Annotated in this window: 31 protein-coding genes; 16 read left to right on the top strand and 15 right to left on the bottom strand. The window is 71.4% G+C overall.

The features are described from left to right. The 4 genes from AC1DQF_RS17005 to AC1DQF_RS16990 form a co-directional block, all read left to right on the top strand. Positions 1-384: alpha/beta hydrolase family protein (locus AC1DQF_RS17005; protein ID WP_477526402.1), on the top strand; the 384-nt coding region annotated here is incomplete at its 5' end. Positions 385-534: 150 nt separating this feature from the next. Continuing rightward, positions 535-1,179 carry a sigma-70 family RNA polymerase sigma factor gene (locus tag AC1DQF_RS17000; protein WP_477526401.1) on the top strand — a complete coding sequence of 215 codons (645 nt, stop codon included), beginning with the start codon at positions 535-537 and terminating at the stop codon, positions 1,177-1,179. After that, positions 1,176-1,442 (top strand): mycothiol system anti-sigma-R factor, encoded by a 267-nt coding sequence (rsrA, locus tag AC1DQF_RS16995; RefSeq protein ID WP_477526400.1) that lies wholly within the window; start codon positions 1,176-1,178, stop codon positions 1,440-1,442. Before AC1DQF_RS17000 ends, rsrA begins: the two co-directional genes overlap by 4 nt. A 99-nt stretch (positions 1,443-1,541) precedes the next feature. Beyond that, the gene (locus tag AC1DQF_RS16990) at positions 1,542-1,616 is read left to right on the top strand and encodes a 50S ribosomal protein bL37 (protein ID WP_369759046.1); all 75 of its coding nucleotides are present in this window, start codon (positions 1,542-1,544) and stop codon (positions 1,614-1,616) included. A 68-nt stretch (positions 1,617-1,684) separates the two neighbouring features. On the opposite strand, the gene AC1DQF_RS16985 is transcribed toward AC1DQF_RS16990, so the two are convergent. The 5 genes from AC1DQF_RS16985 to AC1DQF_RS16965 are packed head-to-tail and all read right to left on the bottom strand — an operon-like array spanning position 1,685 to position 4,989. After that, complete coding sequence (locus AC1DQF_RS16985) at positions 1,685-2,053, bottom strand: thioesterase family protein (protein ID WP_477526399.1); 369 nt, start codon at positions 2,051-2,053, stop codon at positions 1,685-1,687. After that, positions 2,050-2,532, bottom strand: a complete 483-nt coding sequence (locus tag AC1DQF_RS16980; RefSeq protein WP_477526398.1) for a GNAT family N-acetyltransferase — start codon at positions 2,530-2,532, stop codon at positions 2,050-2,052. The genes AC1DQF_RS16985 and AC1DQF_RS16980 overlap by 4 nt, the downstream gene beginning before the upstream one ends. A gap of 22 nt (positions 2,533-2,554) precedes the next feature. After that, positions 2,555-2,947, bottom strand: a complete 393-nt coding sequence (locus AC1DQF_RS16975; protein ID WP_477526403.1) for a thiamine pyrophosphate-dependent enzyme — start codon at positions 2,945-2,947, stop codon at positions 2,555-2,557. Further along, positions 2,860-4,119, bottom strand: coding sequence for a thiamine pyrophosphate-binding protein (locus tag AC1DQF_RS16970; protein WP_477526397.1), 1,260 nt, complete (start codon positions 4,117-4,119; stop codon positions 2,860-2,862). The genes AC1DQF_RS16975 and AC1DQF_RS16970 overlap by 88 nt, the downstream gene beginning before the upstream one ends. A gap of 15 nt (positions 4,120-4,134) precedes the next feature. Beyond that, positions 4,135-4,989, bottom strand: a complete 855-nt coding sequence (locus tag AC1DQF_RS16965; protein WP_477526396.1) for a DUF2785 domain-containing protein — start codon at positions 4,987-4,989, stop codon at positions 4,135-4,137. A 71-nt stretch (positions 4,990-5,060) separates the two neighbouring features. On the opposite strand from AC1DQF_RS16965, the gene AC1DQF_RS16960 reads away from it, so the two are divergent. Then, positions 5,061-6,545, top strand: coding sequence for a sensor histidine kinase (locus AC1DQF_RS16960; RefSeq protein WP_477526395.1), 1,485 nt, complete (start codon positions 5,061-5,063; stop codon positions 6,543-6,545). 70 nt (positions 6,546-6,615) lie between these two features. On the opposite strand, the gene AC1DQF_RS16955 is transcribed toward AC1DQF_RS16960, so the two are convergent. Beyond that, positions 6,616-6,867 (bottom strand): WhiB family transcriptional regulator, encoded by a 252-nt coding sequence (locus AC1DQF_RS16955; RefSeq protein ID WP_056888502.1) that lies wholly within the window; start codon positions 6,865-6,867, stop codon positions 6,616-6,618. Between the two features lie 205 nt (positions 6,868-7,072). Here AC1DQF_RS16955 and AC1DQF_RS16950 point away from each other — a divergent pair, with 205 nt between their 5' ends. Further along, positions 7,073-7,453, top strand: a complete 381-nt coding sequence (locus AC1DQF_RS16950) for a hypothetical protein (RefSeq protein ID WP_477526394.1) — start codon at positions 7,073-7,075, stop codon at positions 7,451-7,453. Positions 7,454-7,526: 73 nt separating this feature from the next. On the opposite strand, the gene AC1DQF_RS16945 is transcribed toward AC1DQF_RS16950, so the two are convergent. Together AC1DQF_RS16945 and AC1DQF_RS16940 are read right to left on the bottom strand one after the other, a co-directional pair. Continuing rightward, positions 7,527-8,360 carry an RNA polymerase sigma factor SigF gene (locus AC1DQF_RS16945; protein WP_477526393.1) on the bottom strand — a complete coding sequence of 278 codons (834 nt, stop codon included), beginning with the start codon at positions 8,358-8,360 and terminating at the stop codon, positions 7,527-7,529. A gap of 1 nt (position 8,361) precedes the next feature. Further along, on the bottom strand, positions 8,362-8,796 hold the full coding sequence (locus AC1DQF_RS16940; RefSeq protein WP_477526392.1) for an ATP-binding protein: 435 nt from the start codon (positions 8,794-8,796) through the stop codon (positions 8,362-8,364). A gap of 353 nt (positions 8,797-9,149) precedes the next feature. Here AC1DQF_RS16940 and AC1DQF_RS16935 point away from each other — a divergent pair, with 353 nt between their 5' ends. Continuing rightward, positions 9,150-9,455, top strand: a complete 306-nt coding sequence (locus AC1DQF_RS16935) for a hypothetical protein (protein WP_477526391.1) — start codon at positions 9,150-9,152, stop codon at positions 9,453-9,455. On the opposite strand, the gene AC1DQF_RS16930 is transcribed toward AC1DQF_RS16935, so the two are convergent. Together AC1DQF_RS16930 and AC1DQF_RS16925 are read right to left on the bottom strand one after the other, a co-directional pair. Continuing rightward, positions 9,374-9,700: a GAF domain-containing protein gene (locus AC1DQF_RS16930; protein ID WP_477526404.1), complete on the bottom strand. Its 327-nt coding sequence runs from the start codon at positions 9,698-9,700 to the stop codon at positions 9,374-9,376. The genes AC1DQF_RS16935 and AC1DQF_RS16930 overlap by 82 nt on opposite strands. After that, complete coding sequence (locus AC1DQF_RS16925) at positions 9,621-10,142, bottom strand: DUF4118 domain-containing protein (protein ID WP_477526390.1); 522 nt, start codon at positions 10,140-10,142, stop codon at positions 9,621-9,623. Before AC1DQF_RS16925 ends, AC1DQF_RS16930 begins: the two co-directional genes overlap by 80 nt. A gap of 328 nt (positions 10,143-10,470) precedes the next feature. On the opposite strand from AC1DQF_RS16925, the gene AC1DQF_RS16920 reads away from it, so the two are divergent. The 3 genes from AC1DQF_RS16920 to AC1DQF_RS16910 all read left to right on the top strand — a co-directional run bounded on the left by AC1DQF_RS16920 (position 10,471) and on the right by AC1DQF_RS16910 (position 13,730). Continuing rightward, the gene (locus AC1DQF_RS16920) at positions 10,471-12,426 is read left to right on the top strand and encodes an APC family permease (RefSeq protein WP_477526389.1); all 1,956 of its coding nucleotides are present in this window, start codon (positions 10,471-10,473) and stop codon (positions 12,424-12,426) included. Positions 12,427-12,486: 60 nt separating this feature from the next. Beyond that, on the top strand, positions 12,487-13,410 hold the full coding sequence (locus tag AC1DQF_RS16915) for a DUF389 domain-containing protein (RefSeq protein WP_477526388.1): 924 nt from the start codon (positions 12,487-12,489) through the stop codon (positions 13,408-13,410). Between the two features lie 143 nt (positions 13,411-13,553). Continuing rightward, a complete protein-coding gene (locus AC1DQF_RS16910) occupies positions 13,554-13,730 on the top strand; it encodes a hypothetical protein (RefSeq protein WP_477526387.1) in 177 nt (58 codons plus the stop codon). A 233-nt stretch (positions 13,731-13,963) separates the two neighbouring features. Here AC1DQF_RS16910 and AC1DQF_RS16905 read toward each other — a convergent pair whose 3' ends face one another. Both AC1DQF_RS16905 and sodN read right to left on the bottom strand, forming a co-directional pair. Continuing rightward, entirely contained in the window at positions 13,964-14,269 is a 306-nt protein-coding gene (locus tag AC1DQF_RS16905) for a helix-turn-helix domain-containing protein (protein ID WP_477526386.1), read from the bottom strand. Between the two features lie 255 nt (positions 14,270-14,524). Beyond that, entirely contained in the window at positions 14,525-14,926 is a 402-nt protein-coding gene (gene sodN / locus AC1DQF_RS16900) for a superoxide dismutase, Ni (RefSeq protein WP_477526385.1), read from the bottom strand. A 50-nt stretch (positions 14,927-14,976) separates the two neighbouring features. Here sodN and AC1DQF_RS16895 point away from each other — a divergent pair, with 50 nt between their 5' ends. The 4 genes from AC1DQF_RS16895 (at position 14,977) to AC1DQF_RS16880 (ending at position 18,314) form a co-directional block, all read left to right on the top strand. Then, complete coding sequence (locus AC1DQF_RS16895; RefSeq protein ID WP_477526384.1) at positions 14,977-15,369, top strand: S24/S26 family peptidase; 393 nt, start codon at positions 14,977-14,979, stop codon at positions 15,367-15,369. A 19-nt stretch (positions 15,370-15,388) separates the two neighbouring features. Further along, entirely contained in the window at positions 15,389-16,564 is a 1,176-nt protein-coding gene (locus AC1DQF_RS16890) for an NAD(P)-dependent malic enzyme (RefSeq protein ID WP_477526383.1), read from the top strand. A 75-nt stretch (positions 16,565-16,639) separates the two neighbouring features. Continuing rightward, the gene (locus tag AC1DQF_RS16885) at positions 16,640-17,608 is read left to right on the top strand and encodes a zinc-binding dehydrogenase (protein WP_477526382.1); all 969 of its coding nucleotides are present in this window, start codon (positions 16,640-16,642) and stop codon (positions 17,606-17,608) included. A gap of 10 nt (positions 17,609-17,618) precedes the next feature. Then, entirely contained in the window at positions 17,619-18,314 is a 696-nt protein-coding gene (locus tag AC1DQF_RS16880) for an SDR family oxidoreductase (protein WP_477526381.1), read from the top strand. A 2-nt stretch (positions 18,315-18,316) separates the two neighbouring features. Here AC1DQF_RS16880 and AC1DQF_RS16875 read toward each other — a convergent pair whose 3' ends face one another. The 3 genes from AC1DQF_RS16875 to AC1DQF_RS16865 are packed head-to-tail and all read right to left on the bottom strand — an operon-like array spanning position 18,317 to position 20,430. Further along, positions 18,317-18,835: a nitroreductase/quinone reductase family protein gene (locus tag AC1DQF_RS16875; protein ID WP_477526380.1), complete on the bottom strand. Its 519-nt coding sequence runs from the start codon at positions 18,833-18,835 to the stop codon at positions 18,317-18,319. Between the two features lie 8 nt (positions 18,836-18,843). Next, entirely contained in the window at positions 18,844-19,467 is a 624-nt protein-coding gene (locus AC1DQF_RS16870; RefSeq protein WP_477526379.1) for a TetR family transcriptional regulator, read from the bottom strand. Between the two features lie 24 nt (positions 19,468-19,491). Continuing rightward, positions 19,492-20,430, bottom strand: a complete 939-nt coding sequence (locus AC1DQF_RS16865) for a YhjD/YihY/BrkB family envelope integrity protein (protein ID WP_477526378.1) — start codon at positions 20,428-20,430, stop codon at positions 19,492-19,494. Between the two features lie 113 nt (positions 20,431-20,543). On the opposite strand from AC1DQF_RS16865, the gene AC1DQF_RS16860 reads away from it, so the two are divergent. Both AC1DQF_RS16860 and AC1DQF_RS16855 read left to right on the top strand, forming a co-directional pair. After that, positions 20,544-21,674, top strand: a complete 1,131-nt coding sequence (locus tag AC1DQF_RS16860) for an AI-2E family transporter (protein WP_477526377.1) — start codon at positions 20,544-20,546, stop codon at positions 21,672-21,674. Continuing rightward, a partial coding sequence (locus AC1DQF_RS16855) for an alkaline phosphatase family protein (protein ID WP_477526376.1) occupies positions 21,671-23,723 on the top strand: 2,053 nt, incomplete at its 3' end. The genes AC1DQF_RS16860 and AC1DQF_RS16855, both read left to right, overlap by 4 nt.

Raw genomic sequence — 23,723 nt, 5'->3', positions numbered from 1 at the left:
CTGCGCACCCGGACCCCCCTCGTCGTGGGCGGCCGGTCCGCCGGCGCCCGGTCGGCCGCGCGCTGCGCCCGCTCCCTCGGCGCCGTGGGCTGCCTGGCCCTGTCCTTCCCCCTGCACCCGCCCGGCCGCCCGGGCGCGTCGCGGGCCGACGAGCTCGCCGGGGCCCGGGTTCCCGTCCTGGTGGTGCAGGGCGAGCGCGACCCGATGGGGCGGCCCGAGGAGTTCCCGACCGACGTGCCGGACCTCGACCTCGCCGTCGTACCGGCCGCCGACCACGGGCTGAAGGTGCCGGCCCGCGCCCCGCTGAGCCAGGACGAGGCCATGGGCATCGTGGTGGAGTCGACGCTGGAGTGGCTGGTGCGCGAGGTCGTCGGAAGCACCTAGCGAAGCCGCCGCCGGACGCGCGGCGGGAATCAGGAGGCACTCGGTCGTGTTGAGACGTGCGTGATCGCCACAGTCCCGCGTCCGGCCCCCAGCCGCCCGAGCGCCCGCTCCAACCTCGGTCCAGCCGAGGCCGCAGTAGTCTTTGAGGCGATGACCGACTCACTTCAGACCAGCGGCGACCCCGCGGTCGACCTCGAGACCGAGACCCCCGACGAGCGCGCTCTGCGCTTCGAGCGCGACGCCCTGCCCCTCCTCGACCAGCTGTACGGCGCGGCGATGCGGATGACCCGCAACCCCGCCGATGCCGAGGACCTGGTCCAGGAGACGTTCGCCAAGGCCTACTCCGCGTTCCACCAGTTCAGGCCCGGCACGAACCTCAAGGCCTGGCTGTACCGGATCCTGACGAACACCTACATCAACACCTACCGCAAGAAGCAGCGGGAGCCCCAGCAGTCGATGGCCGAGGACGTCGAGGACTGGCAGCTGGCGCGCGCCGAGTCGCACAGCTCGACCGGTCTCAAGTCGGCCGAGATGGAGGCTCTCGAGCACCTGCCCGACTCGCAGGTCAAGGACGCCCTCCAGCGGCTGCCCGAGGAGTTCCGGCTCGCGGTCTACCTCGCCGACGTCGAGGGATTCCCCTACAAGGAGATCGCCGAGATCATGAACACCCCCATCGGCACCGTGATGTCCCGGCTGCACCGGGGGCGCCGCCAGCTGCGCGACATGCTGGCCGACCACGTACGCGCGGGCAGCCTGTTGCCCGCCGGGACCACCGCGGAGAGGAGCGACTCGTGAGTGGGCACGAGCACAGCAACGAGGAGTGCGCCGACTACCTGGAGCGCATCGTCTACTTCCTCGACAACGAGCTGGACGAGGCGGACTGCTCGGCCGTCCAGGTGCACCTGGACGAGTGCGGTCCCTGCCTGGAGAAGTACGACCTGCAGCGCACGGTCAAGGCCGTCGTCGCCCGGTCGTGCTCGGAGTCGGCGCCCGACCACCTGCGCGATCGGGTGCGGATCCAGATCCGCGAGGTCCAGATCCGCATCTCCGAGGGCTGAGTCCCGGGGCTGATTGGCCCCGCTGCTCGGCATTTGAGAGGATGCTCCGAGCCCTGTACGGGGCACCCGTCAGGGCAACACGATTTCTGGAGGACGATCATGGGTAAGACCGGTCGCAAGCGCCGCGCTCGCAAGAAGAAGGGCGCGAACCACGGAAAGCGCCCCAACGCCTGAGCGTTGGAACACCGAGCCCCTGGCCATTGGCCGGGGGCTCGCTGCATGTGAGGGGCCTGCTCGGCCGCTCAGAGACGGGACAGGAACCGCTCGGCGTCGACGACCACCCGGGTGACCTCGCCGGCCGCCAGCACCTTGCCCGTGCCGAGGTCCCGGGCGCTGACGGTGAGGCGCCGCAGCCGCCCGTCGGTGTACGACGAGGTGGCGCTGACCTCGATCCTGGCCCCGACGGGGCTGGCGGCGAGGTGCTCGAGCTGGACGCGGGTGCCGACGCTGGTCTCGCCGGTCGCGAGGTCCGGCTCCAGCGCCGCGCACGTGGCCGCCTCGCACCACGCCAGCAGCCGCGGGGTGCCGAGCACCGGCAGGGAACCGCTGCCGACGGCGAGCGCGGTGTCGTCGTCGCCGACGGTGAAGGTCAAGGTGGTGGTGGCGGTCACGGGAGCTCCTTGGTGAAGGCGATGAGGTGCACGCCCGGCACCGGGTCCCAGTCGCGCGACGGGTCGCGCCGGTAGCCCAGCCGGGTGTAGATGCGGTGCGCGTGCATCATCTGTGGCAGCGACGAGAGCACCATGGCGGTGGCCCCGTGCTCGCGGGCGCGTTCCTCGCACCGTACGGCGAGCGCCGACCCTGCGCCGCGCCCCCGGGCGCTGGGGGCCACCGCCAGCATCCGGAACTCGCCCTCGTGCTCGTCGGCCAGCTCGCGCCACGGCGATCCCGGCGGGCACCAGGTCACGCAGCCGAGGAGCTCGTCGTCCTCGACCGCCACCCACAGCTCGCCCTGGGCGTCGCGCGCAGCGGTGTCGCGCAGCCGCGCGACGTACGGGTCGTCCGGCCCCAGGGTGAAGTCGCTGTACGCCGCGACCGTGAGCTCGCCCAGGGCGGGCAGCTCCTCGGGTCGGGCTCGCCTGACCTGCATCTCGCCTCCGCCGACCGGGACGTCAGATGCCGAAGGTGCTGCGCGGGTAGGCCGCCTCGACGTCGGTGATGACGTTGACGAGGTAGGGCACCCCCGACGCGTAGGCGCGGTCCAGGGCGGGCCCGATCTGCCTGGGGTCGGTGACCGTCTCCCCGGCCCCGCCGAGCGCGGAGACCACCTGGTCGTACGCCGTGCGCTGGGCGAGGTCGGCGATCACGTCGTACCCGTAGAGCATCTGCATGGGGCCCTTCTCCAGGCCCCAGGCGGAGTTGTTGCCCATCAGCATCACCACGGGCAGGTCGTGGCGGACCAGGGTGTCGACGTCCATCAGCGAGAAGCCGGCGGCGCCGTCGCCGAGCAGCAGCGTGACCTGCGCGGACGGCCGCGCGAGCCGGGCGGCGATCGCGGCGCCCAGTCCGGCGCCGAGGCAGCCGTACGGTCCGGGGTCGAGCCAGCCGCCGGGACGCCTGGCTCGTTGTCGCGGGCCACCGTGGCCCGCACGACGTCACCGAGCTCACCCGACCAGGAGGACCAGTCGCCGCGACGGCCGCGCAGCACCGGCTCGAGGAGCCCGTCGAGGACCGTCGACAGGTCCCCGGCCACCGACGCGGCCAGGGTGGCGGTGGCGGAGACCTGCTCGGGGGAGTCGGCGACGTGCACGACGCGGGCCGGGGTGGCGCCTTCCTTGCCGCCGAAGACGCCGTAGCCGAGGCGGAAGTCGAGCGGGGTCCCCACGACCACGACCAGGTCGGCGCCGTTGATGGCCGCCCCGCGGGCCTTGGTGACCAGGAGGGGGTGACCGCCGGGGACGATGCCGCGACCCATGCCGTTGGTGATCGTGGGGATGCCCAGCGCCTCCACGAAGCGCAGCGCCGCCTCCTCCGCGCGGTCGGCCCACACGTCGGTGCCGAGGATCAGCAGGGGCCGGGTGGCGTCGGCGAGCAGGCGGGCCACGGCGGCGAGGTCGTCGCCGTCGGGCTCGAGCCGCGGCGCCGGCGTGCCCGACGAGGCGGGGCCCGAGGCGGAGTTGAAGAACTCGTCCATGGGGATGTCGACGAAGACCGGGCCGCGGTGCGACGAGCGCGCCACCGTGAAGGCGTCGTCCATCCCCGTCGCGACCTCGGCAGCGGTGTGCAGGGTGCGTGCCTGCTTGGTGATCGAGTCCACGATCGGCAGGTGGTCGATCTCCTGGAGGGCACCGGAGCCCCAGCGGCTGGCCGGTGCGCGTCCACCGACCACGACCATGGGGGAGCCGTTGAACTGCGCCTGCGCCATCGCCGAGACACCGTTGGTCACGCCGGGCCCGGCGGTCAGCACCGCCAGCCCGGGCACCCGGGTCAGCTTTCCGGTGGCCTCGGCGGCGAACGCCGCGGTCTGCTCGTGGCGCACGTCCAGCAGCCGCATGGGCGGCGTGGCCTTGACGGCGCCGTCGTACATCGGGAAGACGTGGGCGCCCGAGAGGGTGAACATGGTCTCCACGCCGTGGGCGCGGGCGGCCGCCACGGCGAGCTCGCCGCTGTGCCCGGCGAGCTCGTCACCGGGCTGGGAGGCGGCGGGCGTCTCGGGGGCTGCGGTCTCGTCGCTCATGCAGCGCAGGCTAGTTCACGAGGGGTGGGGCGAGCCGAGATAGTGCGGGTTGGTCCGCCGGAGGACCTCGACGAGGACCAGGATCAGGTCGGGACGGACCTGTGGCGGGTCCGGGGCCAGGCTGAGCTGGAGGTAGAGCGCCCTCAGGAACGCCTGGGCGTTGCCGGTGTCCAGGAACGGGTCGCGGTCCTCGCTGCTGCCCATCGTCCCGGCCACGGCCGCGATCCGGTTGATCCACGGCTCGAGCACCTTGAGGTCCACCAGGTTGCGGCGCAGCACCTTCATGGTGGCAGCGGCCATCCGGTCGGGCTCCCCGCACGTCAGCAGCCCCGTGTCGGGCGCGAGCAGCCGGTCGGCGAGCACGTCGAGGAGCACCGTCAGCTCGGCGGCGGCCAGGTGGGGCGAGGTCGCCAGCACCCCGATCGCGTCCGCGCCGTGGGCCACCGTGTGGGCCCAGCCGCGGGTGGGCACGTAGCCGCGGGTGTCCTTCTCGCGGAGGTACCACGTGGCGACCTGGTCGCCCCAGGTGAGGACCTGGGCTGGGGTGAGCAGGTGCTGGTCCGTGCCCCGCTCGAGGCACTCGGCGAGGACGAGCACGGAGAAGGCGCGCCGGAACACCGTGTCGGTGCCGGTCTCGCCGAGTCCCACGGTGAGGCCGGCGGCCATGCCGTCGCCGAGGCCGGTGAGCAGGTCGTCGTACACCCCGCGCTCGACCCACGTGGCCAGGGCGGGATAGGCGATCCCGTCTCGCTGCTCGGGGTCGGTGGATCCGAGCATGGCGGTGAGCTCGGCCGTGAGGTCGTCCAGAGGTCGGTCCGAGGGCACCTCGAGACCCCGCTGCACGACGCTGCGCCAGTAGGCGGTGGGCATGCGGGCCATCCTGCCAGCAGCGTCCGACGACGGCGAACCGGCCCGAGGCGTCACGGACCTAGGCTGTGCGGGTGCCGTCCCTGCAGGAGCTCGCCCGAGCCCACTCCGACCTCGACGACGCGGACGTGGCCTGGCTCCACCTCCTGATGGCGGACTGGCAGATCATCGCCGACCTCTCCTTCGCGGACCTGGTGCTCTGGCTGCCGGACCGCGAGGGACGTGGCTTCTGGGCCGCCGGGCAGATGCGCCCGACGACCGGGCCCACCGCCCTGACCGACGACGTGCTGGGCACGTTCATCCCGTCGGGGCGGCGTCGGATGCTCGACGAGGCGCACGCCACCGGCCGGCTGGTGCGCGAGGGCGACCCGGAGTGGCGCGACGACGTCCCGGTACGAGTCGAGGTCATCCCCGTGCGCCGCGCGGGCCGGGCCATCGCCCTGGTGGCCCGCAACACCAACCTGCTGGGCGTCCGTACGCCGAGCCGTCTCGAGCTGTCCTACCTGCAGACCGCGGCGGAGCTGACCCAGATGATCGCCGGGGGGTGGTTCCCCCACGAGGGCCAGCGCAGTGACCACGCCGACTCCCCGCGGGTGGGCGACGGGTTCATCCGGCTCGACGAGGTCGGCCGGGTCGTCTACGCGAGCCCCAACGCGCTGTCGGTCTACCGCCGCCTCGGGCTCACCGGCGACCTGACGAACCACGTCCTGGCCGACCTGACGCGCGAGCTGGTGCCACCGCGGCGCCGACCGGACGAGGAGTCGCTCAGCGCGGTGCTCTCCGGGCAGGCCGACCGCGACACCGAGGTCGGCACCGACCAGGTCAGCCTCATCCTGCGCAGCATCCCGCTGCGTCCGGAGGGGGAGCGGATCGGCGCCCTCGTGCTGCTGCGCGACGTCACGGACCTGCGCCGGCGTGACCGTGAGCTGGTCACGAAGGACGCCACCATCCGCGAGATCCATCACCGGGTGAAGAACAACCTCCAGACGGTGGCGGCTCTGCTGCGGCTTCAGGCGCGGCGCATCGACCAGCCCGAGGCGCGGGCGGCGCTCGAGGAGGCCGTCCGGCGGGTGGGCTCGATCGCGATCGTCCACGAGACCCTCAGCCAGGCGGTGGAGGAGCACGTCGACTTCGACGAGGTGACCGACCGGCTGGGCCGGATGGTCACCGACATGTCGGTCGTGGGTGGCGCCGTGCGCGTGGTCCGGCGGGGCAGCTTCGGCGTGCTCGCGTCCGAGACGGCCACGCCGCTGGCCATGGTGATCACCGAGACGTTGCAGAATGCCGTCGAGCACGGGTACCCCGAGCCGGGGCACCCGGAGAGTGCGGCGCAGGGAACCATCGAGCTCGCCGTCCGCGCCGACCGGGGGCGACTGACCGTCACGATCACCGACGACGGCCGCGGGCTGCCGGAGGGGTTCGACCTGGCCGCCTCGACGAGCCTGGGGCTGTCCATCGTGCGGACCCTGGTGGAGTCCGAGCTGGGGGGAACCCTCGAGATGGGGTCGTCAGGAGACGGCAGCGGGACCCGGGTACGGATCTCGCTGCCGCTCTCCTGACGGCTCGTGCTCAGTCAGACGGTGGGGGGTCGGACGGTGCGGGGTCGGACAGGGGGTGCACCGCTGGGGGTCAGGCGGTGCGGATGCGGGCGCGCGCGTTGCGGCGCTTGAGCGCCCGGCGCTCGTCCTCGCTGAGACCGCCCCAGACACCGTGGTCCTGGCCGGCCTCGAGGGCCCAGGCGAGGCACTGGTCGCGCACCTCGCAGCGACGGCAGACCTGCTTGGCCTCCTCGATCTGGAGGATGGCCGGACCGGTGTTGCCGATCGGGAAGAACAGCTCCGGGTCCTCGTCGAGGCAGGCTGAACGGCTGCGCCAATCCATGGCAGGGGGTTCCTCTTTCTTCACGCGATGGCTGTGTGCGGGCAGTCAGCGGAGCCCGGGCGCTCGGGAGGTGCCCGGGTTGTGGGCACAGCGAAGTGAACTCCCCCAAAGAGCGCACCCCAAGAGTCGCAAGAGACGGGGCGCAACACAACCCCCCTGCTAGGTCACTTCCGTCACAACCTGGGTCGCGACCTAGGCTGGTGGGGTGGAAGAGAGCCCCGTCAGCCCCGCCCCGCTCGTCACGTCGGCGTCGCTCGCCGCGGTCGAGGGCGTCGTGATCGTYGCCCTCGCGGTCCTCGAGATCGCGTCGTTGACCGGCGGACGGCTGACCATGGGGCTCACCACCACGCTCTTCTTCGCGGCGTACGGCGGGTTCCTGCTCGTCTGCGCCTGGGCCATCACCCACGGGGGCGCCTGGGCGCGGGGGCCCATCCTGCTCGCCCAGCTGATCCAGCTCGGCCTGGCCTGGAACCTGCGGGGCGGCGCGACCACCGTGCTGTCCGTGGCGATCGGGATCGTCGCGCTGGTCGTGATCGCCGGGATCGTCCATCCGCGGAGCATCGAGGCCCTCGAGTCGCAGCGCTGACCCCAGCCCTGGGTCCCAGCCCTGGGTCCCAGCTCTGGGGTCCCAGCCCGGGGTCGCGCCGCGCCGAGAGGCGCTACTCGGCCTCGAGCGACGTCCGCAGCTGGGCCAGCGTCCTGGTGAGCAGCCGGGACACGTGCATCTGCGAGACCCCGATCTCCTCGGCGATCTGCGACTGGGTCATGTTCTTGAAGAACCGCAGCAGCAGGATCCGCTTCTCCCGGGCGCCGAGGCCCTCGAGCAGCGGCTTGATCGACTCGCGGATCTCGACGTGCTCGAGCCCCTCGTCGTCCACGCCCAAGGTGTCGAGCAGGCTCGGCGGCCCGTCGTCGGAGCCGTCGGAGGCGTCCAGGGACAGCGTCGAGTACGCGTTGCTCGACTCCATCCCCTCGATGATCTCCTCGACCGTGCACCCGATGGCCTCGGCGAGCTCCCGTGGCGTGGGGGAGCGGCCCAGCTTCTGGGTCAGCTCGGCGGTCGCCGTACCGATCTGCATGCGCAGCTCCTGCAACCGGCGCGGGACGCGGATGGCCCACCCCTTGTCGCGGAAGTAGCGCTTGATCTCGCCGATGATCGTCGGGGTGGCGTACGTCGAGAACTCGACGCCCCGGTCGGTCTCGAAGCGGTCGATGGCCTTGATCAGGCCGATGGTGCCCACCTGCACGAGGTCCTCGTGCGGCTCACCGCGGTTGCGGAAGCGCCGGGCGCAGTGCTCCACCAGGGGCAGGTGCAGGTGCACCAGGGCGTCGCGCGCCGTGGTTCGCGACGCGCCCGAGGCGTCCTCGTCGCGCAGCTCGCGGAAGAGCTCCGCGCTGCGCCGGCGTGTGACCTCGATGCGCGTGGGCATCGTTCCTGTCGGCTCCGTGGTGTCCCCCTCCACCGAGCCGTCCCCCGTGTTGTCGTGGCTCATCTCAGAGGTCGGCGCCCGCCGTGTCGTCCGCCCCCGCGGCACCACCCACCTGGCTCGTCATCCGGAAGCGCACCGTGAAGAGCCCTCCGGTCGACGTCACCGTCGCCTCGGCGGCCAGGGTGTCGAGCACCTGCCACGCGAAGCTGTCGTAGTCGGGTGCCGGGTCGTCGCTGGCCTGGGTCTCGACCTGCACCGCGAGGGTGCTGGCGCCGAGGTGGAAGCGGCAGGTCAGGTCGGCGCCCGGGTCGGCCTCGGGGAGCACCAGGGCCAGGGCCTCGCCGACCGCGATGCGCAGCTCCTCGATGTCGTCCATGGTGAAGTCCAGACGGGCGGCCAGGCCGGCCGTCGTCGTCCGGAGCACCGAGGCGTAGGCGCCGTCGGCCGGTAGCCGGAGCTCGACGTCGGCCCGCGCGTCGGGGTTGTCGTGACTGGACATGTGCGTGGGGGTCCCGTCCTGGGTCGAGGGCTGGGGGGTTGGCACACCCTAACGGGGCCGGTCGCCCGGCAACGGTGCTCCCTCGACCACCTACCCCGCGGGGCTGGGCCTACACGTCACAACTAGCCCGAATGGGGTATGTGCGTGCATTCGGGCGCTCTTGCGCTTGTCATCGGTCACGCTTGTCGAGTGGTGAGGGGACGGCCCAGGGGAGGCGTCACGCGGGTCCGAGTCCTCAGTCAGTGATGCAGCGTCACGGTGTCGCGTCTGGCGGTGTGCCCCCGGCTCCCCGGAGGGTCCGCCGGACGCGACCGCTGCAACGCAACGGGCGCCGCTCGGTCCGAGGAGCCGCCGTGTCACGACGCATCTGCGGGCTGCTGCGCGAAGCCATCCACTTCCAGCGCGCCACCCAGCCGCTGGCCGGGATGCTCGAGGCCCTCAAGGACGGCTTTGACACGTACGGCGTGGACGACGAGCTGCTGCATCATCTCCGCGACGTCGAGGTTGGTCGCCGGCTCAGCCATCCTCTACGCGATCTTCAAACGACGGAACTGGATCTGAGCGCCGCAGCCTCTACTCAGGACGGTTCGCCCTCGAGCGCAACGGCCACCTGGTCGGCAAGGAGGACGGCTACCCGGCATTGCTCGTTCGTCGGGTAGCTCACGTGCGAGGTGGCGGTGACCAGGAAGTGGCCGAAGACCCGAGGTCCTCGACGGACGAGGACGGCGACGTACTCGTTGGTCGGAAGCCCCACGCGTTCGACATCGACCGGGTTGCCATCACGTGTGAGCACACCGTCGTGGTCCAGCACCGTGATCCGTGAATCATTCACTGGTCCACCGACGAATCGGCTGGTGTCGGCGCCGAGCGCATCTGTGATGTGTCGAGCGACAAGGTCGATCACCGGCCCGGTGGGGGTGTCCCCCTCGGCGACCGCTCGAGCGGCGTCGAGGACGCCGTCGAGGTACCCGGAGCGCCGAGACGCCTGAGCCCTGCTGTCGGAAGCCCCACAGGGCGACTTCGGTGACTGCCAGACTGATCAGCACCAGGAGAACGGTCGCCTCGACGTCATCGGAGTCCGCGATGGTGAATCGTTGGTAGGGCTCGGTGAGGAAGAAGTCGAACCACATGCCACCCGAGACGGCGGCCAGGATGCCGGCCCACCGGTCGCCGCTGGCGGCGGCCGCGACCACCCACACGACGAGCACCAGAGCTGCCGTCGCGGCGGTCACGTTGTCCCTGACTGTGGACAGGAGCGCGCACGTCAGGAGCGGCCCCAGGACGGCCGCGACCCGGACCACAGGCCGCCGCCGCACAGTTCGCCAACCGAAGTCCCTGGTGACCATGGAAGCGCTCCCTCGCGAAAGGTGGTGAGGTCAATTCTGGTCCACTTCTGAACCAGGTCGAGAGTCTTGACGCAATCCTGACGACCTCGCTTGGTCGGCGATGGTCCGGCGGACTCAGGACTTCCACCGAAGTAGTGCCCAGCTTGGCGGCGACCGACCGCCGCTGTTCATGCTCGCCGTCCGCGCGGGAATCGATCACCATCCGCACCGCTCCCGCGCAGCTCGGTCGGGACTTCGAGGGACGTGCCATGAGAGAGATCCTTGCGAGGAATCAAGGCTCCGGACATCCGTGGCGGTTGAGTCTTGTAGGTCGCTTACGCTCCGGGACGTGACCAACGATGTCCATGAGCGGAGCCGGTTCAACACGTGGCTGCTGGAGACCAGTGAGCAACCCGATCCGGGCGGCTTCTACGAGGGTGAGCAGGAGGCGACGGCGCACCATCACGTGAAGCCGTGGTGGAAGGTCATGTGCCTGACCGGGGTGGACTACTTCTCCACGCTTGGCTACCAGCCCGGCATCGCCGCGCTGGCCGCCGGGGCGCTCGCGCCGGTGGCGACCCTGATGTTGGTGTTGGTGACCCTGTTCGGAGCGTTGCCGATGTATCGGCGGGTGGCGAAGGAGAGCCCGCACGGCGACGGCAGTCTCTCGATGCTGGAACGGCTCCTGTCGTACTGGCCCAGCAAGGTCCTCGTGCTGTCCCTGATCGGATTCGTGGCCACCGGGTTCATCATCACGATCACCTTGTCGGCGGCCGACGCGTCCGCGCACCTGGTGGAGAACCCGTTCCTCACCGATGCCTTGCATGGCCAGGAGGTGTGGCTCACCCTGCTCCTCTTGGTGCTCCTCGGTGCGGTCTTCCTCAGGGGGTTCGGCGAGGCCATCGGCGTCGCCGTGGTCCTCGTGGTCGGCTACATCGGACTGAGCGCCGTGGTGGTCGCCAACGGGTTCTGGCACATCGCCCAGGATCCCGGCACCTTCACCGACTGGACCAACGCCGTATCCGACGCCCACGCCTCCCCCATAGCGGTCCTCGGCGCGTCTCTGCTTGTGTTCCCCGCACTTGCGCTCGGTCTGTCGGGTTTTGAGACTGGTGTCGTCGTGATGCCCCTGGTGAAGGGCGACAAGAGCGACACCATTGCGGAACCGACGGGCCGCATCCGCAACGCCAAGAAGCTGCTGACCACAGCCGCGCTGATCATGTCGGTGATGCTGATGGGATCCGCGATCGTCACCACGTTCCTCATCCCCGCCGCCGAGTTCGACCCCGGGGGCGAGGCAAACGGACGGGCGCTGGCCTACCTGGCGCACCAGAACCTCGGGGAGGGGTTCGGCACCGCCTACGACATCGCCACCATCGGAATTCTCTGGTTCGCCGGCGCCTCGGCCATGGCCGGGCTGCTGAACATCGTGCCCCGTTACCTGCCCCGCTACGGCATGGCACCCGATTGGGCCCGCGCCACCCGCCCCCTCGTGCTCGTCTTCATACTGATCTCGGTGGTCGTCACCGTCGCGTTCGACGCCGACGTGGACGCCCAGGCCGGGGCCTACGCGACCGGCGTGCTGGCGTTGATGACCTCGGCAGCCGTAGCGGTGACGCTGACCGAGTGGCGGCGCGGTCACCGGGGCGCCGGAGCGTTCTTCGGGGTGGTGGCGTGCGTGTTCATCTACACGATCACCGTCACCGTCCTCGACCGCCCCGAAGGCCTGGTCATCGCGCTCATCTTCATCGCCATGATCGTGATCATCTCGCTGGTCTCTCGTATCAGCCGCTCCACCGAGCTGCGCGTCCAGAAGGTCACCTTCGACCAGGACGCACAGGCCATGCTCGACGAGGTGCTGGTGAAGAACGCGCCGGTGCGGTTCATCGCGAACAAGATCCAAGCCGGTGATCACGCCGAGTACCACGAGAAGTCCCTCGACGTGCGCCTCGACAATCACCTCGACACCGCGGAGACGGCCGTGTTCCTCGAGGTCGCGGTCAACGACGCCAGCGACTTCGCCACTACCGTCGAGGTCACCGCCGCCCGCGTCGGCCACCACCGGGTGCTGCGAGCCACCGGCCCCAGCGTCCCCAACGTGCTCGCCGCCGTACTGCTCGCGGTCAGCGACCAGGACGACATGCCCTCCCACATCTACTTCGAATGGTCGGAGAAGGGACCAGGGCAGAACGCGCTGCGCTTCCTGTTCGCCGGGGAGGGCGACGTACCCCCGCTCACCCACGAGATCCTGCGCCGCGCCGTCCCCGACCCCGCCCAGCGGCCCGTCGTCCACGTCGGCGGCTGATCCGAGATGCAGTCCCTGCGGATCACCACCCCCGCCGACCTGACCGACGAGGTGGTCGCCGTGTTCACCGACGACCCGGCGGTGAGCCACCTCACCGTGCTGCGAGGCGCGTCGCTGCAACCCGAAGGCGACATCGTGCTGGCCCACGTGGCCAGAGAAGCCGCGAACGAACACATCGACCGCCTGATCGGCCTCGGCGTCCCCGAGCGAGGCACCATCCACATCGAACCTGTCACCACCTGGATCTCCCGTGCCGGGTTCGAGGCCGAACGCCACACCCCCGGCTCCAGCGCCGATGCCGTGGTGTGGGCCGAGGTCACCCAACGCGCCTACGAGGAGTCCGAGCTCAACTGGACCTACCTGTCATTCATGAGCCTGGCCACCCTGCTGGCGGCCATCGCCATCGTCGTGGACTCCCAGGTCCTCGTCATCGGCGCCATGGTGCTGGGCCCCGAGTTCGTTCCCCTCGCCGCACTCGGCCTCGCGCTCGTGCGCCGGCGCGGCACCCTGTTCAGCCGGGYGGCAGGGACCCTGTTCGTCGGGTTCGCGGTCGCCATCACCCTCACCACCATCGCCGCCTTTGCCGCCCGCACCCTGGGATGGGTGGTCACCGAGGACGTGACCGGCCCCCGGCCCGGAACCGACTTCATCTACTCCCCCGACAAGTGGTCCTTCATCGTCGCCGTCATCGCCGCCGCCGCCGGAGTGCTTTCCCTCACCAGCGCCAAGGTGGGCGGCCTGTCCGGAGTGTTCATCTCCGTCACCACCGTCCCCGCCGCGGGCAACATCGCGCTCGGCATTGCCTTCAGCGCCTGGAACGAAGTCACCGGCAGCGCGATCCAGCTGGTCCTCAACATCACCGGAATGGTCCTCGCCGGCTGCGCCACACTGGCCGTCCAGCACCTGGTGTGGAATCGCAAGGCGCACCACCGGCAACGACTACTGACCCGGCGCCAGAATGGGCTTGGCACCAGCGGTCCCTGAGCGTGGTCTTCGCCGGGGCTGGCCCTATCCTTGGGCCCGACAATCACCTCCCGATCAACCTTGTGGCGTTTGGCCGTCAGCGTTCCTTGTTCGTCTCCCGGCCCGCCGCCAACCGACTCCGCCACTGCTAGGTCAGGGAACGCATGGACACACCTTGGGTGCTCGCGCTCACGTGCCTCGGCGTCGGCAGCCTGCTGATGTTTCGGGCGGTCGTGCTGATCATGCTGGGCAGCAACGGGCGGTTCCGAGGAGACCCCTGGGCCAGCCTTGCCGTCGCGTTCGTGCTGTTCCTCATCGGGGGCTACCTCCTCGGCCGCTGAGGCCACTAGCCCATGCTGGGTCTGACCTACCCCACCAGACAGGTTCCGGGCGGGTGGTTTCGTGACTGCCTTCACTGGACGGCGTGACCATCACGTGCTTCACAGCGCTGGCAATCGTGTACCTCGGGCACCGGTCTGGTGTCCGCTACCGCAGTCCCGCCTGGTGGCCGCCGGTGTGATCCTCACCCTGATCGGGGCTCGGACCCTGCTTGACTATTCGATCTGTTCTGGCGTTACCCGCAACGTCTTCGACTCAAGCTGCTGCTCAGGCGAGCTGCGACTTCGGTGCGGGAGCGAACGGAGAGTCTGCGGTAGATCCGGGTGAGGTTCGCCTCGACCGTCTTGGCCGAGATGAATAGCTCGTCGGCTGTCCCTTGGTTCGACCGGCCGGCGGCGACCAGCTCGGCGACCCGACGTTCGGTCTCGGTCAGTCCGGTGGAGGGTGGAGTCCGGTGTGGAGGGCCTCGTGGCGGGCGTTCGGCCCAGCGCGGGATCCGGTACAGCGATTCGACACGTACGGCGAGGCAGCCGAGAACCATGCCCCCGGGTGGAGCGCGTCCCTGCCGATGAGCTGCCATCGAGATGGCGGCGAAGCAGGAACCGGCTAGGAAACCAAGGAGCCCTTGGCGATGTGGGCACCATCCGACGTTGACGTGCCCATGGTCCCCGGAGTGGGAGCACACGACCCGGGACGCGCAGGACGCCGCTCTCAATCCCAGAGCTCTTGCGGACTCTCTGCGGACTGAGGCGGCGTCCAAACACTAGAACTGCAGGTCAGAAGCCTGCGGCGATGGTCAGGCCTTCTTGGTCTCCCAGAAGATCTCCGCGATCTCGTCGATCTTGGCGAGCAGCTCGTCGGCCTTGGCGGCGTCGAGCTCACCCTTGGTGCCCGAGGCGCCGGCCAGCTTGGTGGCCTCGTTGACCAGCGTGTGCAGCTGCGGGTACTTCTCGAAGTGCGGGGGCTTGAAGTAGTCGGTCCACAGGACCCACAGGTGGTGCTTGACGAGCTCCGAGCGCTGCTCCTTGATGAGGATCGCGCGGGTGCGGAAGTCGGGGTCGTCGTTGTCGGCGACCTTGGCGATGATCGCCTTGATCGACTCGGCCTCGATGCGGGCCTGGGCGGGGTCGTAGACGCCGCACGGAAGGTCGCAGTGCGCCGAGACCTCGACGGTACGGGCAAAGAGCTGGGGGAGCATCGCAGTCCTCTCAGTGGGTGTGTCGTCGAACGCTTGCGACACTACTCCGCGTGAGGACTCCTCGAGACCCGGGTCCCGCCCGTGCGGGTGGGGCCCGGACCGGCCGGTTCCGCGGCGCCTGGGGCATGGCCGTCGTGCGCGGGCGCTCGATGCAGCCGACCCTGCGCGAGGGGGACCGCCTCCTCGTCCGGTACGACGCCGTCCCCGGCGTCGGTGGGCTGGTGCTGGCCCGCTTCGCGGACGGCACGCTGGCGGTCAAGCGGGCGGTCGAGCGCCGGGCGCTGCGCACCGGCGTACCGGGGTGGTGGCTGCTGTCGGACAACCCCGACGAGGGGGTCGACTCGCGCCACCGGGGGCCGGTGGCCGAGGCCGACGTACGGGCAGTCGTGCTGGCCCGGGTGTGGCCCTCGCCACGGCTGGGACGGCACCTGACGCGCCCCTGAGCTGTGGAATCATCGCGGCATGGAACCGCAGCACCCGCACGCCGGTGACCCCGTCTTCGACCTCCACCTGGGCGGCAAGATGGAGATCGTCTCGACGGTCGCCCTCGCCGGGCCCGACGAGCTCTCCCTGGCCTACACGCCCGGCGTGGCCCGGGTGTGCGAGGCGATCGCCGCCGACCCGTCGATGACCCAGCACTACACGTGGGTCCCCAACGTCGTCGCCGTGGTCACCGACGGCACCGCCGTGCTCGGCCTGGGCGACATCGGGCCGGCCGCCGCGATGCCGGTGATGGAGGGCAAGGCGGTGCTCTTCAAGCAGTTCGGCGGCGTCGACGCCGTCCCCATCTGCCTGGACACCACCGACGTCGAGGAGATCATCGAGACCGTCGCCCGGCTGGCGCCGAGCTTCGGGGGCATCAACCTCGAGGACATCTCCGCGCCCCGCTGCTTCGAGATCGAGGACCGCCTCAAGGCGATGCTCGACATCCCCGTCTTCCACGACGACCAGCACGGCACCGCCGTGGTGGCGCTCGCGGCCCTCAAGAACGCCCTGCGCCTCACCGGGCGCACCGCGGAGGGCACCCGCGTGGTGATCTCCGGGGCCGGCGCCGCCGGAGTGGCCGTGGCCCGCATCCTGCTCGAGGCCGGTGTCGAGGACCTCGCCGTCATCGACCGCCAGGGGGTGCTCAACTCCCGGCGCTCCGACCTGACCCCGGTCAAGGCCGCGCTGGCCCGCGACACGGCCGACACGTTCGACCGCAGCGGCAGCCTCGCCGACGTGATGGTCGGCGCCGACGTCTACATCGGCGTCTCCGGAGGGTCGGTCCCCGAGGAGATCGTGGCGTCGATGGCGCCGGAGGCGATCATCTTCGGGCTGGCCAACCCCACGCCCGAGGTGCACCCGGACCTGGCCCGCAAGTACGCCCGGGTCGTGGCCACCGGCCGCTCGGACTTCCCCAACCAGATCAACAACGTGCTGGCCTTCCCGGGGATCTTCCGCGGGGCCTTCGACGTGCACGCCACCGCCATCACCGAGGGCATGAAGCTCGCCGCCGCCAACGCGCTGGCCGACCTGGTGGGCGACGACCTGTCCGCGGACCTGGTCATCCCGTCGCCCTTCGACCCCCGGGTCCCCGGCGCGGTCCGCGAGGCGGTCGCCACCGCGGCCCGGCGCGACGGCGTCGCCCGCCGCTGATCCGACACAGCACCGCCACCCACGCGGCGCGCGCACCCCGGCCGGGTCTGCGTCGCGTCCCGCTAGGGTCGGGTCATGTTCGCCGTGTACGCCGAGTCCTTCAGCTCCGACGACCCGCTCAGCGGCCTGGTGGTGGGGGAGCGACCCGACCCGACGCCGCCCGAGGGGTGGACGACCGTGACGGTCAGGGCCGCCAGCCTCAACCACCACGACCTCTGGTCGCTGCGCGGCGTGGGCCTCAAGCAGGAGGCGCTCCCGATGATCCTGGGCTGCGACGCCGCCGGCCTCGACGAGGACGGCAACGAGGTCGTCGTGCACGCCGTCATCAGCGACCCGACCTGGTCCGGTGACGAGACGCTGGACCCGCGGCGCTCGCTGCTCTCCGAGCGGCACCAGGGCACCTTCGCCGACCAGGTGGTCGTGCCCCGCGGCAACCTGGTGCCCAAGCCGGCGTCGATGAGCTTCGCCGAGGCGGCGTGCCTGCCGACGGCCTGGCTCACGGCGTACCGGATGCTCTTCACCCAGGGCGGCCTCAAGCCCGGCGACACCGTGCTGGTCCAGGGTGCCGGCGGGGGCGTGGCCACCGCGCTGATCACCCTGGCCCGGGCCGGTGGCCTGACGGTGCTGGCGACCAGCCGCGACGAGGGCAAGCGACGGCGGGCCCTGGAGATCGGCGCCCACGAGGTCTTCGAGTCCGGTGCCCGGCTGCCCGTCAAGGTCGACGCGGTGATGGAGACCGTCGGGCGGGCCACGTGGTCGCACTCGATCCGCTCGCTGCGCCCCGGCGGCAAGCTCGTCATCAGCGGCACGACCAGCGGCCCGCAGCTCGACGACGCCGAGCTGACCCGCATCTTCTTCCTCCAGCTCCAGGTCATCGGCTCCACGATGGGCACTCGCGCCGAGCTGGCCTCCCTGGTCAACCTGCTCGACGCCACCGGCACCCGCCCGCTCGTCGACCGCACCCTGCCCATGACCGATGCCCGCGACGGCTTCGCCGCCATGGCGGCCGGGGACGTCTTCGGCAAGGTCGTCTTCACCCGATGAGGGCTGCGTCGTGAGGCACCTGCTCACCGGCGCCGGGTCGGGCATCGGGCGCGAGCTGGCCCGGCGCCTCGCCGAGCGGGGCGACGACCTGGTGCTGCTGGCGCGCTCGGAGGCGCGCGCCGAGCAGATGCGCGCCGAGCTGCCCGATGCGGCGTACCTCGTCGCGGACCTGGCCGACCCCGGCACGATCAACGGCCTGGGCCGTCAGGTGGACGGGCCCCTCGACTCGCTGGTGCACGTGGCCGGCGTCGTCGACCTCGCCCCGGTCTCGCGGTTGCGCCTGCAGCAGTGGGAGGAGCAGATCACCGTCAACCTCACCGCGCCCGCGGTGCTCACCCGCGAGGTGCTCCCGCACCTGCGGGAGGGTCGCGGCACCGTGGTCTTCGTCAACTCCTCCGCCGGGCTCTCGGCCAGCGCCGAGTGGTCGGCGTACGCCGCCTCCAAGTTCGGCCTGCGTGCGCTCGCGGACGCGCTGCGCGCCGAGGAGGTGGAGCACGGGGTGCGGGTGTCCACGGTGTTCCCGAGCCGCACCGCGACGCCCATGCAGGAGAAGGTCCACGAGCAGGAGGGGAGGACCTACGACTCCACGCGCTGGATCTCGCCCGGGACGGTGGTCGACACCATCCTGCACGTGCTGGACCTGCCCGCCGACGCCACGATCCCCGACGTCACCGTGCGCCCGGTGGTGCCCCGCCCCGGGGGCTGAGGTCAGCCGGCCCGCTCGACGACGAAGATCCGCACCCGGCGCCCGTTGATGCGCTGCTGGTACTTCTCGTAGCCGCCGTAGATCCCGCGTGAGCGCTCCGTCACGGCCGCGCGCTCGGCGTCGGTCGCGGGGCGGGCGACCACCGGGAGGGTCCGCCCGCGGAACGTCACGCTCGCGTGCGGATCGGCCTCGAGGTTGAGCACCCACGCCGGGGTGGACGGCTGCCCGAAGTTGGTGCCGAGCAGCGCCAGGTCCGCACCCACCGGGATCGAGATGAGGTGGCTGGTGCGCGGCTGCCCCGACCTGCGCCCCGTCGTGGTGAGGTCGAGGACGGGCAGGCCCGCCAGCAGCTGGGGGGCGCTCTGCCGCCCCCGCGACACCCGGGCGACGGCGGTGTCGAGGTGCCGCAGGGTGCGGGAGAAGAGCCACGCCCCCGGCCGGCTGGAGCCGAACGCCTGTACGCCGCGCTGCAGCGCGTTGGCCGGGCGGTGGTGGTAGTCGAGGTCCGAGGCGAGTCCCATGACGGTCGTCAGCGCCCCGAGCGCCAGTTGAGGGCACCCACGAGCAGCATCCGCAGCTGCGTGCGGGTGTCGGCCAGGATGCGGGCCTCGGCGGAGGGGTCGTCGACAAGCCGCTCGGCGGTCGTCACGACGAACGAGACGATGAGGTCCGCCAGCAGGTGGAGGTGGTCGTGGGAGAAGGCGTCGGTCCCCGGTAGACGGGCCACGTCGGTGGCCAGCTCACGGGTGGTGAGCTCGATCTCGCGGCGGATGGCCTCACGCACCTGGGCCGGGCCGGCCATCCGCTCGCGGGCGATGAAGGAGTAGTGGGCCGGGTGGTCCCGGACGTGGGCGACCAGCACCACCATGGACTCGTCGATGAGATCGACGAACTCGGGGGCGCGGGTACGCACCTCGCGCAGCAGCGCGCGCAGGGACACGAAGCTCTCGTCGACCAGGGCGAGGCCCAGTGACTCCACGGAGTCGAAGTGGCGGTAGAAGGCGGTCGGCACGATGCCGACCTCCTTGGCGACCTGGCGCAGGGAGATCGCCACCAGGCTGGTGTCGTCGGTGAGGCCGAGGGCCGCGTCCAGGATCGCCCGTCGGGTGCGCTCCTTGCGCTCGCTGCGCGTGGCGACGCCCTGACCCTCCATGCGGCCGATCGTAGTCCGGACGTCTCACCGCCGGCGCGTCGTGCGGCCCWGCCAGGCCGCGATGAAGGCGTCGGGGGTCGTGGTGGTCTCCACGAGGGGACTGCTGTGCCACACGCGGTTGATCGTCGTGGCCCCGATCAACAGCCGCGACAGGAGGTAGCCCCACAGCAGGAACGTGGCCGCGCCGCCCAGGACGCCGTACACCTGTGTCGTGTAGCGACTGGACAGGTAGACGACGGTGTACACGTGGAGGATCTCGACGCCGATCGCGAAGACCACCGCACCCGGCACCAGACCCCAGGCGGAGACCTCCTCCGGGTGCGGGAGCGCCCGGAGCAGGGACCACCCCAGGGCGAGGAAGACCATCAGCATGAAGACCACGGCCAGGACCGACCAGGCTCCTCGCTGGGCCCGCATCCAGTTCGCGACCAGCGCCGTCGCCGCGGCGACGAGCACGCCGACGACCACGAAGCCCGAGGCGAGGTACTCCCGCTCGAGCCGGCGGATGGGGAGCTGCCAGGCGAGCAGGGTGGCGGCCCACATGGCGCGGGCCAGGTTGGAGGATGCCCACGCGAGCGTGCACAGCCCGAAGACCAGCAGGACCCACCTGCCGTCGGACACCTGGGCGGCGGACTGCTCGATCTCGTGGGCGGCGTCGGACCCGAGACCCATCGCGGCGGCGCCCTCGCCGGCCGACCCGGGAGGGACGAAGCCCAGGCAGCCGACCAGGATCAGGGTGGCCGGCAGCAGCCACAGGAACAACCGGTACGCCAATGCGCTCGCCAGCAGCGCACCTCCCGCGTCCCGGTCGTGCTCGAAGGCGCGGAAGAGGAAGTCGACCGACCGGTGCCTGCGGCCAGCCACGGCGCGCTCGACGAGCTCGTCGCGGCGCGCCTGCAGCCGCGACCACCGGACGCGCAAGCGGGCACGCCGGGTGGGAGGCGACCTGGTGGGCTCGACCATGGCACGAGCATGGTGCGGGCACCCGGTCGCCGCCTCATGCGACCGGGGTGATCCCGCACAATTCATCACCTCCGGATGAGTGCCGGGCCGAGGCGAACCGCGAGGCTGCGAACATGCCTGACTCGAGGGCTCGCCCATCGTCGCGGACCACCGCCGCGACCCTGGCCAGCCTGCCGGCCGCACTCCCGCGGGGTCTGCTGATCATGCTGGGCCTGGCCGCCGTCACCGTGACCATCGGCGGCATCAGGGCCGTGGCCGACATCGCCGCGCCGGCGTTCCTCGCGCTGGTGCTCTCGATCGCGGTGCACCCGCTGCGGGGCTGGCTGGTCCGGCACCGTTCCCCCGGCTGGCTGGCCACGATCGCCACCATCCTGACCGCCTGGGGGATCCTGGTCGTGCTGGCCGGCTCCCTGATCGTGGCCGGGGCGCACTTCGCGGCGCTGCTGACGCAGTACCAGGACGACGCCACCGCGCTGCTCAGGGACGCGGAGTCGTGGCTGGGCAACCTGGGGGTCGACCAGAAGCAGGCCTCCGCGCTGGGGTCGAGCCTCGACCTCGGGCGGCTCGCAGACCTGGTCGGCTCGATCCTGGGCGAGCTGCTCTCGGCGGTCAGCAACCTGCTGTTCATCGGTGCGCTGCTGCTCTTCATCGTCGCCGACGCCTCGTGGTTCCCACTGCGTCTCGACGGCGTGCGCGACGTCCGGGCGGCGGTCGTGGAGGCGCTGGAGTCCTTCGCCCACGGGACCCGCTCCTACCTGGTCGTCTCCACGGTCTTCGGACTCATCGTGGCCGTGATCGACACGCTCCTGCTCTGGGCGCTCGACGTGCCCGAGCCCCTGATCTGGGGACTGCTGGCCTTCATCACCAACTACATCCCCAACATCGGCTTCGTGATCGGCCTGGTCCCGCCGGCGATCCTGGCGCTGCTCGAGGGGGGCACGAGCCTGTTCCTGATCGTGATCGTGTCCTACAGCCTGATCAACGTCGTGATCCAGACCATCATCCAGCCCAAGGTCGTCGGCGACGCGGTCGGACTGTCCACGAGCATCACCTTCACGTCCCTGGTCTTCTGGACCTGGGTGCTCGGGCCGCTCGGCGCCCTGCTGGCGATCCCACTGAGCCTGCTGCTCAAGGCCCTGCTGATCGACGTGGACCGCGACACCGTGTGGGTGCGCCCGCTGATCTCCGGGCTTGCCTCGGACGCCCCCGACCCGGCTCCGCCGCGGACGCCGGCTGAGCCGTGACCGCGGTCGCCGCGGACCGGCCGACGGAGCCGGGCCGGCACCGCCTGCGTCTCTCCGACGTGGGTCGGATGCTCGTGAGCTGGGTGACCGGCTCGGTCGCGCTGATCATCGCCGCCTGGGCGCTGCCCGGCTTCGACGCCTCCTCGTACGCCGACCTGTTCGCCGTGTCCGCCGTGGTCTCGCTCTTCGGCCTGCTGGCGCGCCCGGTCCTGGCCTCCGTGGCTGCGGCCATCGGATGGCTGGCGGTCGCGGCCGTGGCCGTCGCCGGCCAGGCGATCGTGATGCACCTCGTCCTGCTCGTCGTGGACAGCGTCCAGGTCAGCTCGTTCTGGACCCTGGTGGCCGCGACCTGGATCGCCTCGCTGGTCTCCACGGTCCTGACGTGGCTGGTGAGCGCCGGCACCGACGAGAGCTTCACGACGGCGCTGCTGCGCTACGGCGGTCGCGGCCAGGCCGTGTCCGACCCGGAGGTGGACGGGTTGGTGTTCGTGCAGCTCGACGGGCTGCCCTACCCGGTGGCGCGGTGGGCCCTGCAGTCCGGGACCATGCCGACGCTGAGGCGATGGCTGGACGACGGGTCGCACGAGCTGCGGGAGTGGACCGTGCAGACACCCTGCACCACCCCGGCCAGCCAGCAGGGGATCCTGCAGGGCACCATCGACGGGGTGCCGGCGTTCCGCTGGTACGACCGCGAGCTCGGTCGCGTCCTCGTGGCCAACCGCCCGGCCGACGCCGCCGTCATCGAGGCGCGCGCGACCTCGGGCGTGGGACTGCTCGCGGACCGTGGGGTCTCGGTCTCGAACCTGTTCTCCGGGGACGCGGAGCGCAGCATGATGACGATGAGCCAGGTCGGGCTCACGCGCGGGTCCCGCGACACCCGGCGGACCGTGGCCCGCTTCGTGCTGAGGCCGGACGGCTTCACCCGCAGCGTCTTCCGGACCGTCGCCGAGGTGGTCCGCGAGCGCTTCCAGGCCCGCCAGCAGCGGCGCCGCGACGTCGTGCCCCGGGTGGTCCGGCCCTGGACGTTCGCCCTGCTCCGGGCGGTGACCAACGGGGTGCTGCGGGACCTCAACACCGCCGTCGTCGCCCAGGAGATGCTGAGGGGCACGCCGAGCGTCTACGTCGACTTCGTGGACTACGACGAGGTCGCCCACCACGCGGGATGCAACCGGATCGAGTCGCTCCGGGTCCTGCAGGCCCTCGACGAGGTGCTGAGGCACCTCGAGACCGTCGCGCGGGAGGCACCGCGTCGCTACCACTTCGTGATCCTCTCCGACCACGGCCAGTCCCAGGGACCGCCGTTCGCCGAAGGGGGGCACAGCCTGGCGGACCTGTGCGCCACCCTGACCCGGGCCGACGTCGCCGCGATGGACGCCAATGTCGAGAGCTGGGGGCCCGTCGAGGCGCTCCTCGCCGACCTGTCGGGGAGCCGGACCCCCGGGACGCAGACCGCGACGCGGGCCACGACCCAGCGCACCGCGGCCCGGGGCAGCGTGGCCGAGGGGGACGCCCTGGTGGTCCTGGGATCGGGGAACCTGGGCCTGGTCTACGTCCGCGAGCCGCAGCGGCTGCTGCTCGAGGACATCGACGAGCGCTGGCCCGCCCTGGTCCCCGGGCTGGTGGCCGACCCCGGGGTCGGGTTCGTCTCCGTGCTCAGCCGGGCCCACGGTCCGGTCGTGATCGGCAACCACGGCTACCGGAGGCTGGTGGACGGGACCGTCGAGGGGGTCGACCCGCTGTCCCCGTTCGGGCCCCACGCCGCGGCGGGCATGCTCCGCTGCACGACCATGCCCTCGGCCCCGGACCTCTACGTCAACAGTGTCGTCGACGCCTCGACGTTGGAGGTGATGGCGTTCGAGGGCCTGGTGGGTTCCCACGGGGGCCTCGGCGGCTGGCAGGACTCCGCGATGCTCGTCGTACCCACCGCGCTGAAGACCCCGGACGACCACGTCCACGGGGCCGACGCGTTGCACCGGGTCCTCGTGGGCTTCCTCGAGCAGTCGGGCCAGCGCCGCGACCTCCCTGTGCCGGGACGCCGGCCCGGGCCGG

The organism is Nocardioides sp. P4_G4 (genome assembly GCF_056401085.1).
This window is presented reverse-complemented; position numbering and strand designations above follow the sequence as displayed.

Excerpts from the sequence above, each read along its gene's own strand:
- AC1DQF_RS17000 (WP_477526401.1), top strand. The coding sequence starts at position 535 with ATGACCGACTCACTTCAGACCAGCGGCGACCCCGCGGTCGACCTCGAG.
- AC1DQF_RS16980 (WP_477526398.1), bottom strand. The coding sequence starts at position 2,532 with ATGCAGGTCAGGCGAGCCCGACCCGAGGAGCTGCCCGCCCTGGGCGAG.
- AC1DQF_RS16970 (WP_477526397.1), bottom strand. The coding sequence starts at position 4,119 with ATGAGCGACGAGACCGCAGCCCCCGAGACGCCCGCCGCCTCCCAGCCC.
- AC1DQF_RS16965 (WP_477526396.1), bottom strand. The coding sequence starts at position 4,989 with ATGCCCACCGCCTACTGGCGCAGCGTCGTGCAGCGGGGTCTCGAGGTG.
- AC1DQF_RS16955 (WP_056888502.1), bottom strand. The coding sequence starts at position 6,867 with ATGGATTGGCGCAGCCGTTCAGCCTGCCTCGACGAGGACCCGGAGCTG.
- AC1DQF_RS16945 (WP_477526393.1), bottom strand. The coding sequence starts at position 8,360 with ATGAGCCACGACAACACGGGGGACGGCTCGGTGGAGGGGGACACCACG.
- AC1DQF_RS16940 (WP_477526392.1), bottom strand. The coding sequence starts at position 8,796 with ATGTCCAGTCACGACAACCCCGACGCGCGGGCCGACGTCGAGCTCCGG.
- AC1DQF_RS16925 (WP_477526390.1), bottom strand. The coding sequence starts at position 10,142 with ATGGTCACCAGGGACTTCGGTTGGCGAACTGTGCGGCGGCGGCCTGTG.
- AC1DQF_RS16910 (WP_477526387.1), top strand. The coding sequence starts at position 13,554 with ATGGACACACCTTGGGTGCTCGCGCTCACGTGCCTCGGCGTCGGCAGC.
- AC1DQF_RS16905 (WP_477526386.1), bottom strand. The coding sequence starts at position 14,269 with ATGGTTCTCGGCTGCCTCGCCGTACGTGTCGAATCGCTGTACCGGATC.
- sodN (WP_477526385.1), bottom strand. The coding sequence starts at position 14,926 with ATGCTCCCCCAGCTCTTTGCCCGTACCGTCGAGGTCTCGGCGCACTGC.
- AC1DQF_RS16890 (WP_477526383.1), top strand. The coding sequence starts at position 15,389 with ATGGAACCGCAGCACCCGCACGCCGGTGACCCCGTCTTCGACCTCCAC.
- AC1DQF_RS16885 (WP_477526382.1), top strand. The coding sequence starts at position 16,640 with ATGTTCGCCGTGTACGCCGAGTCCTTCAGCTCCGACGACCCGCTCAGC.
- AC1DQF_RS16875 (WP_477526380.1), bottom strand. The coding sequence starts at position 18,835 with ATGGGACTCGCCTCGGACCTCGACTACCACCACCGCCCGGCCAACGCG.
- AC1DQF_RS16870 (WP_477526379.1), bottom strand. The coding sequence starts at position 19,467 with ATGGAGGGTCAGGGCGTCGCCACGCGCAGCGAGCGCAAGGAGCGCACC.
- AC1DQF_RS16860 (WP_477526377.1), top strand. The coding sequence starts at position 20,544 with ATGCCTGACTCGAGGGCTCGCCCATCGTCGCGGACCACCGCCGCGACC.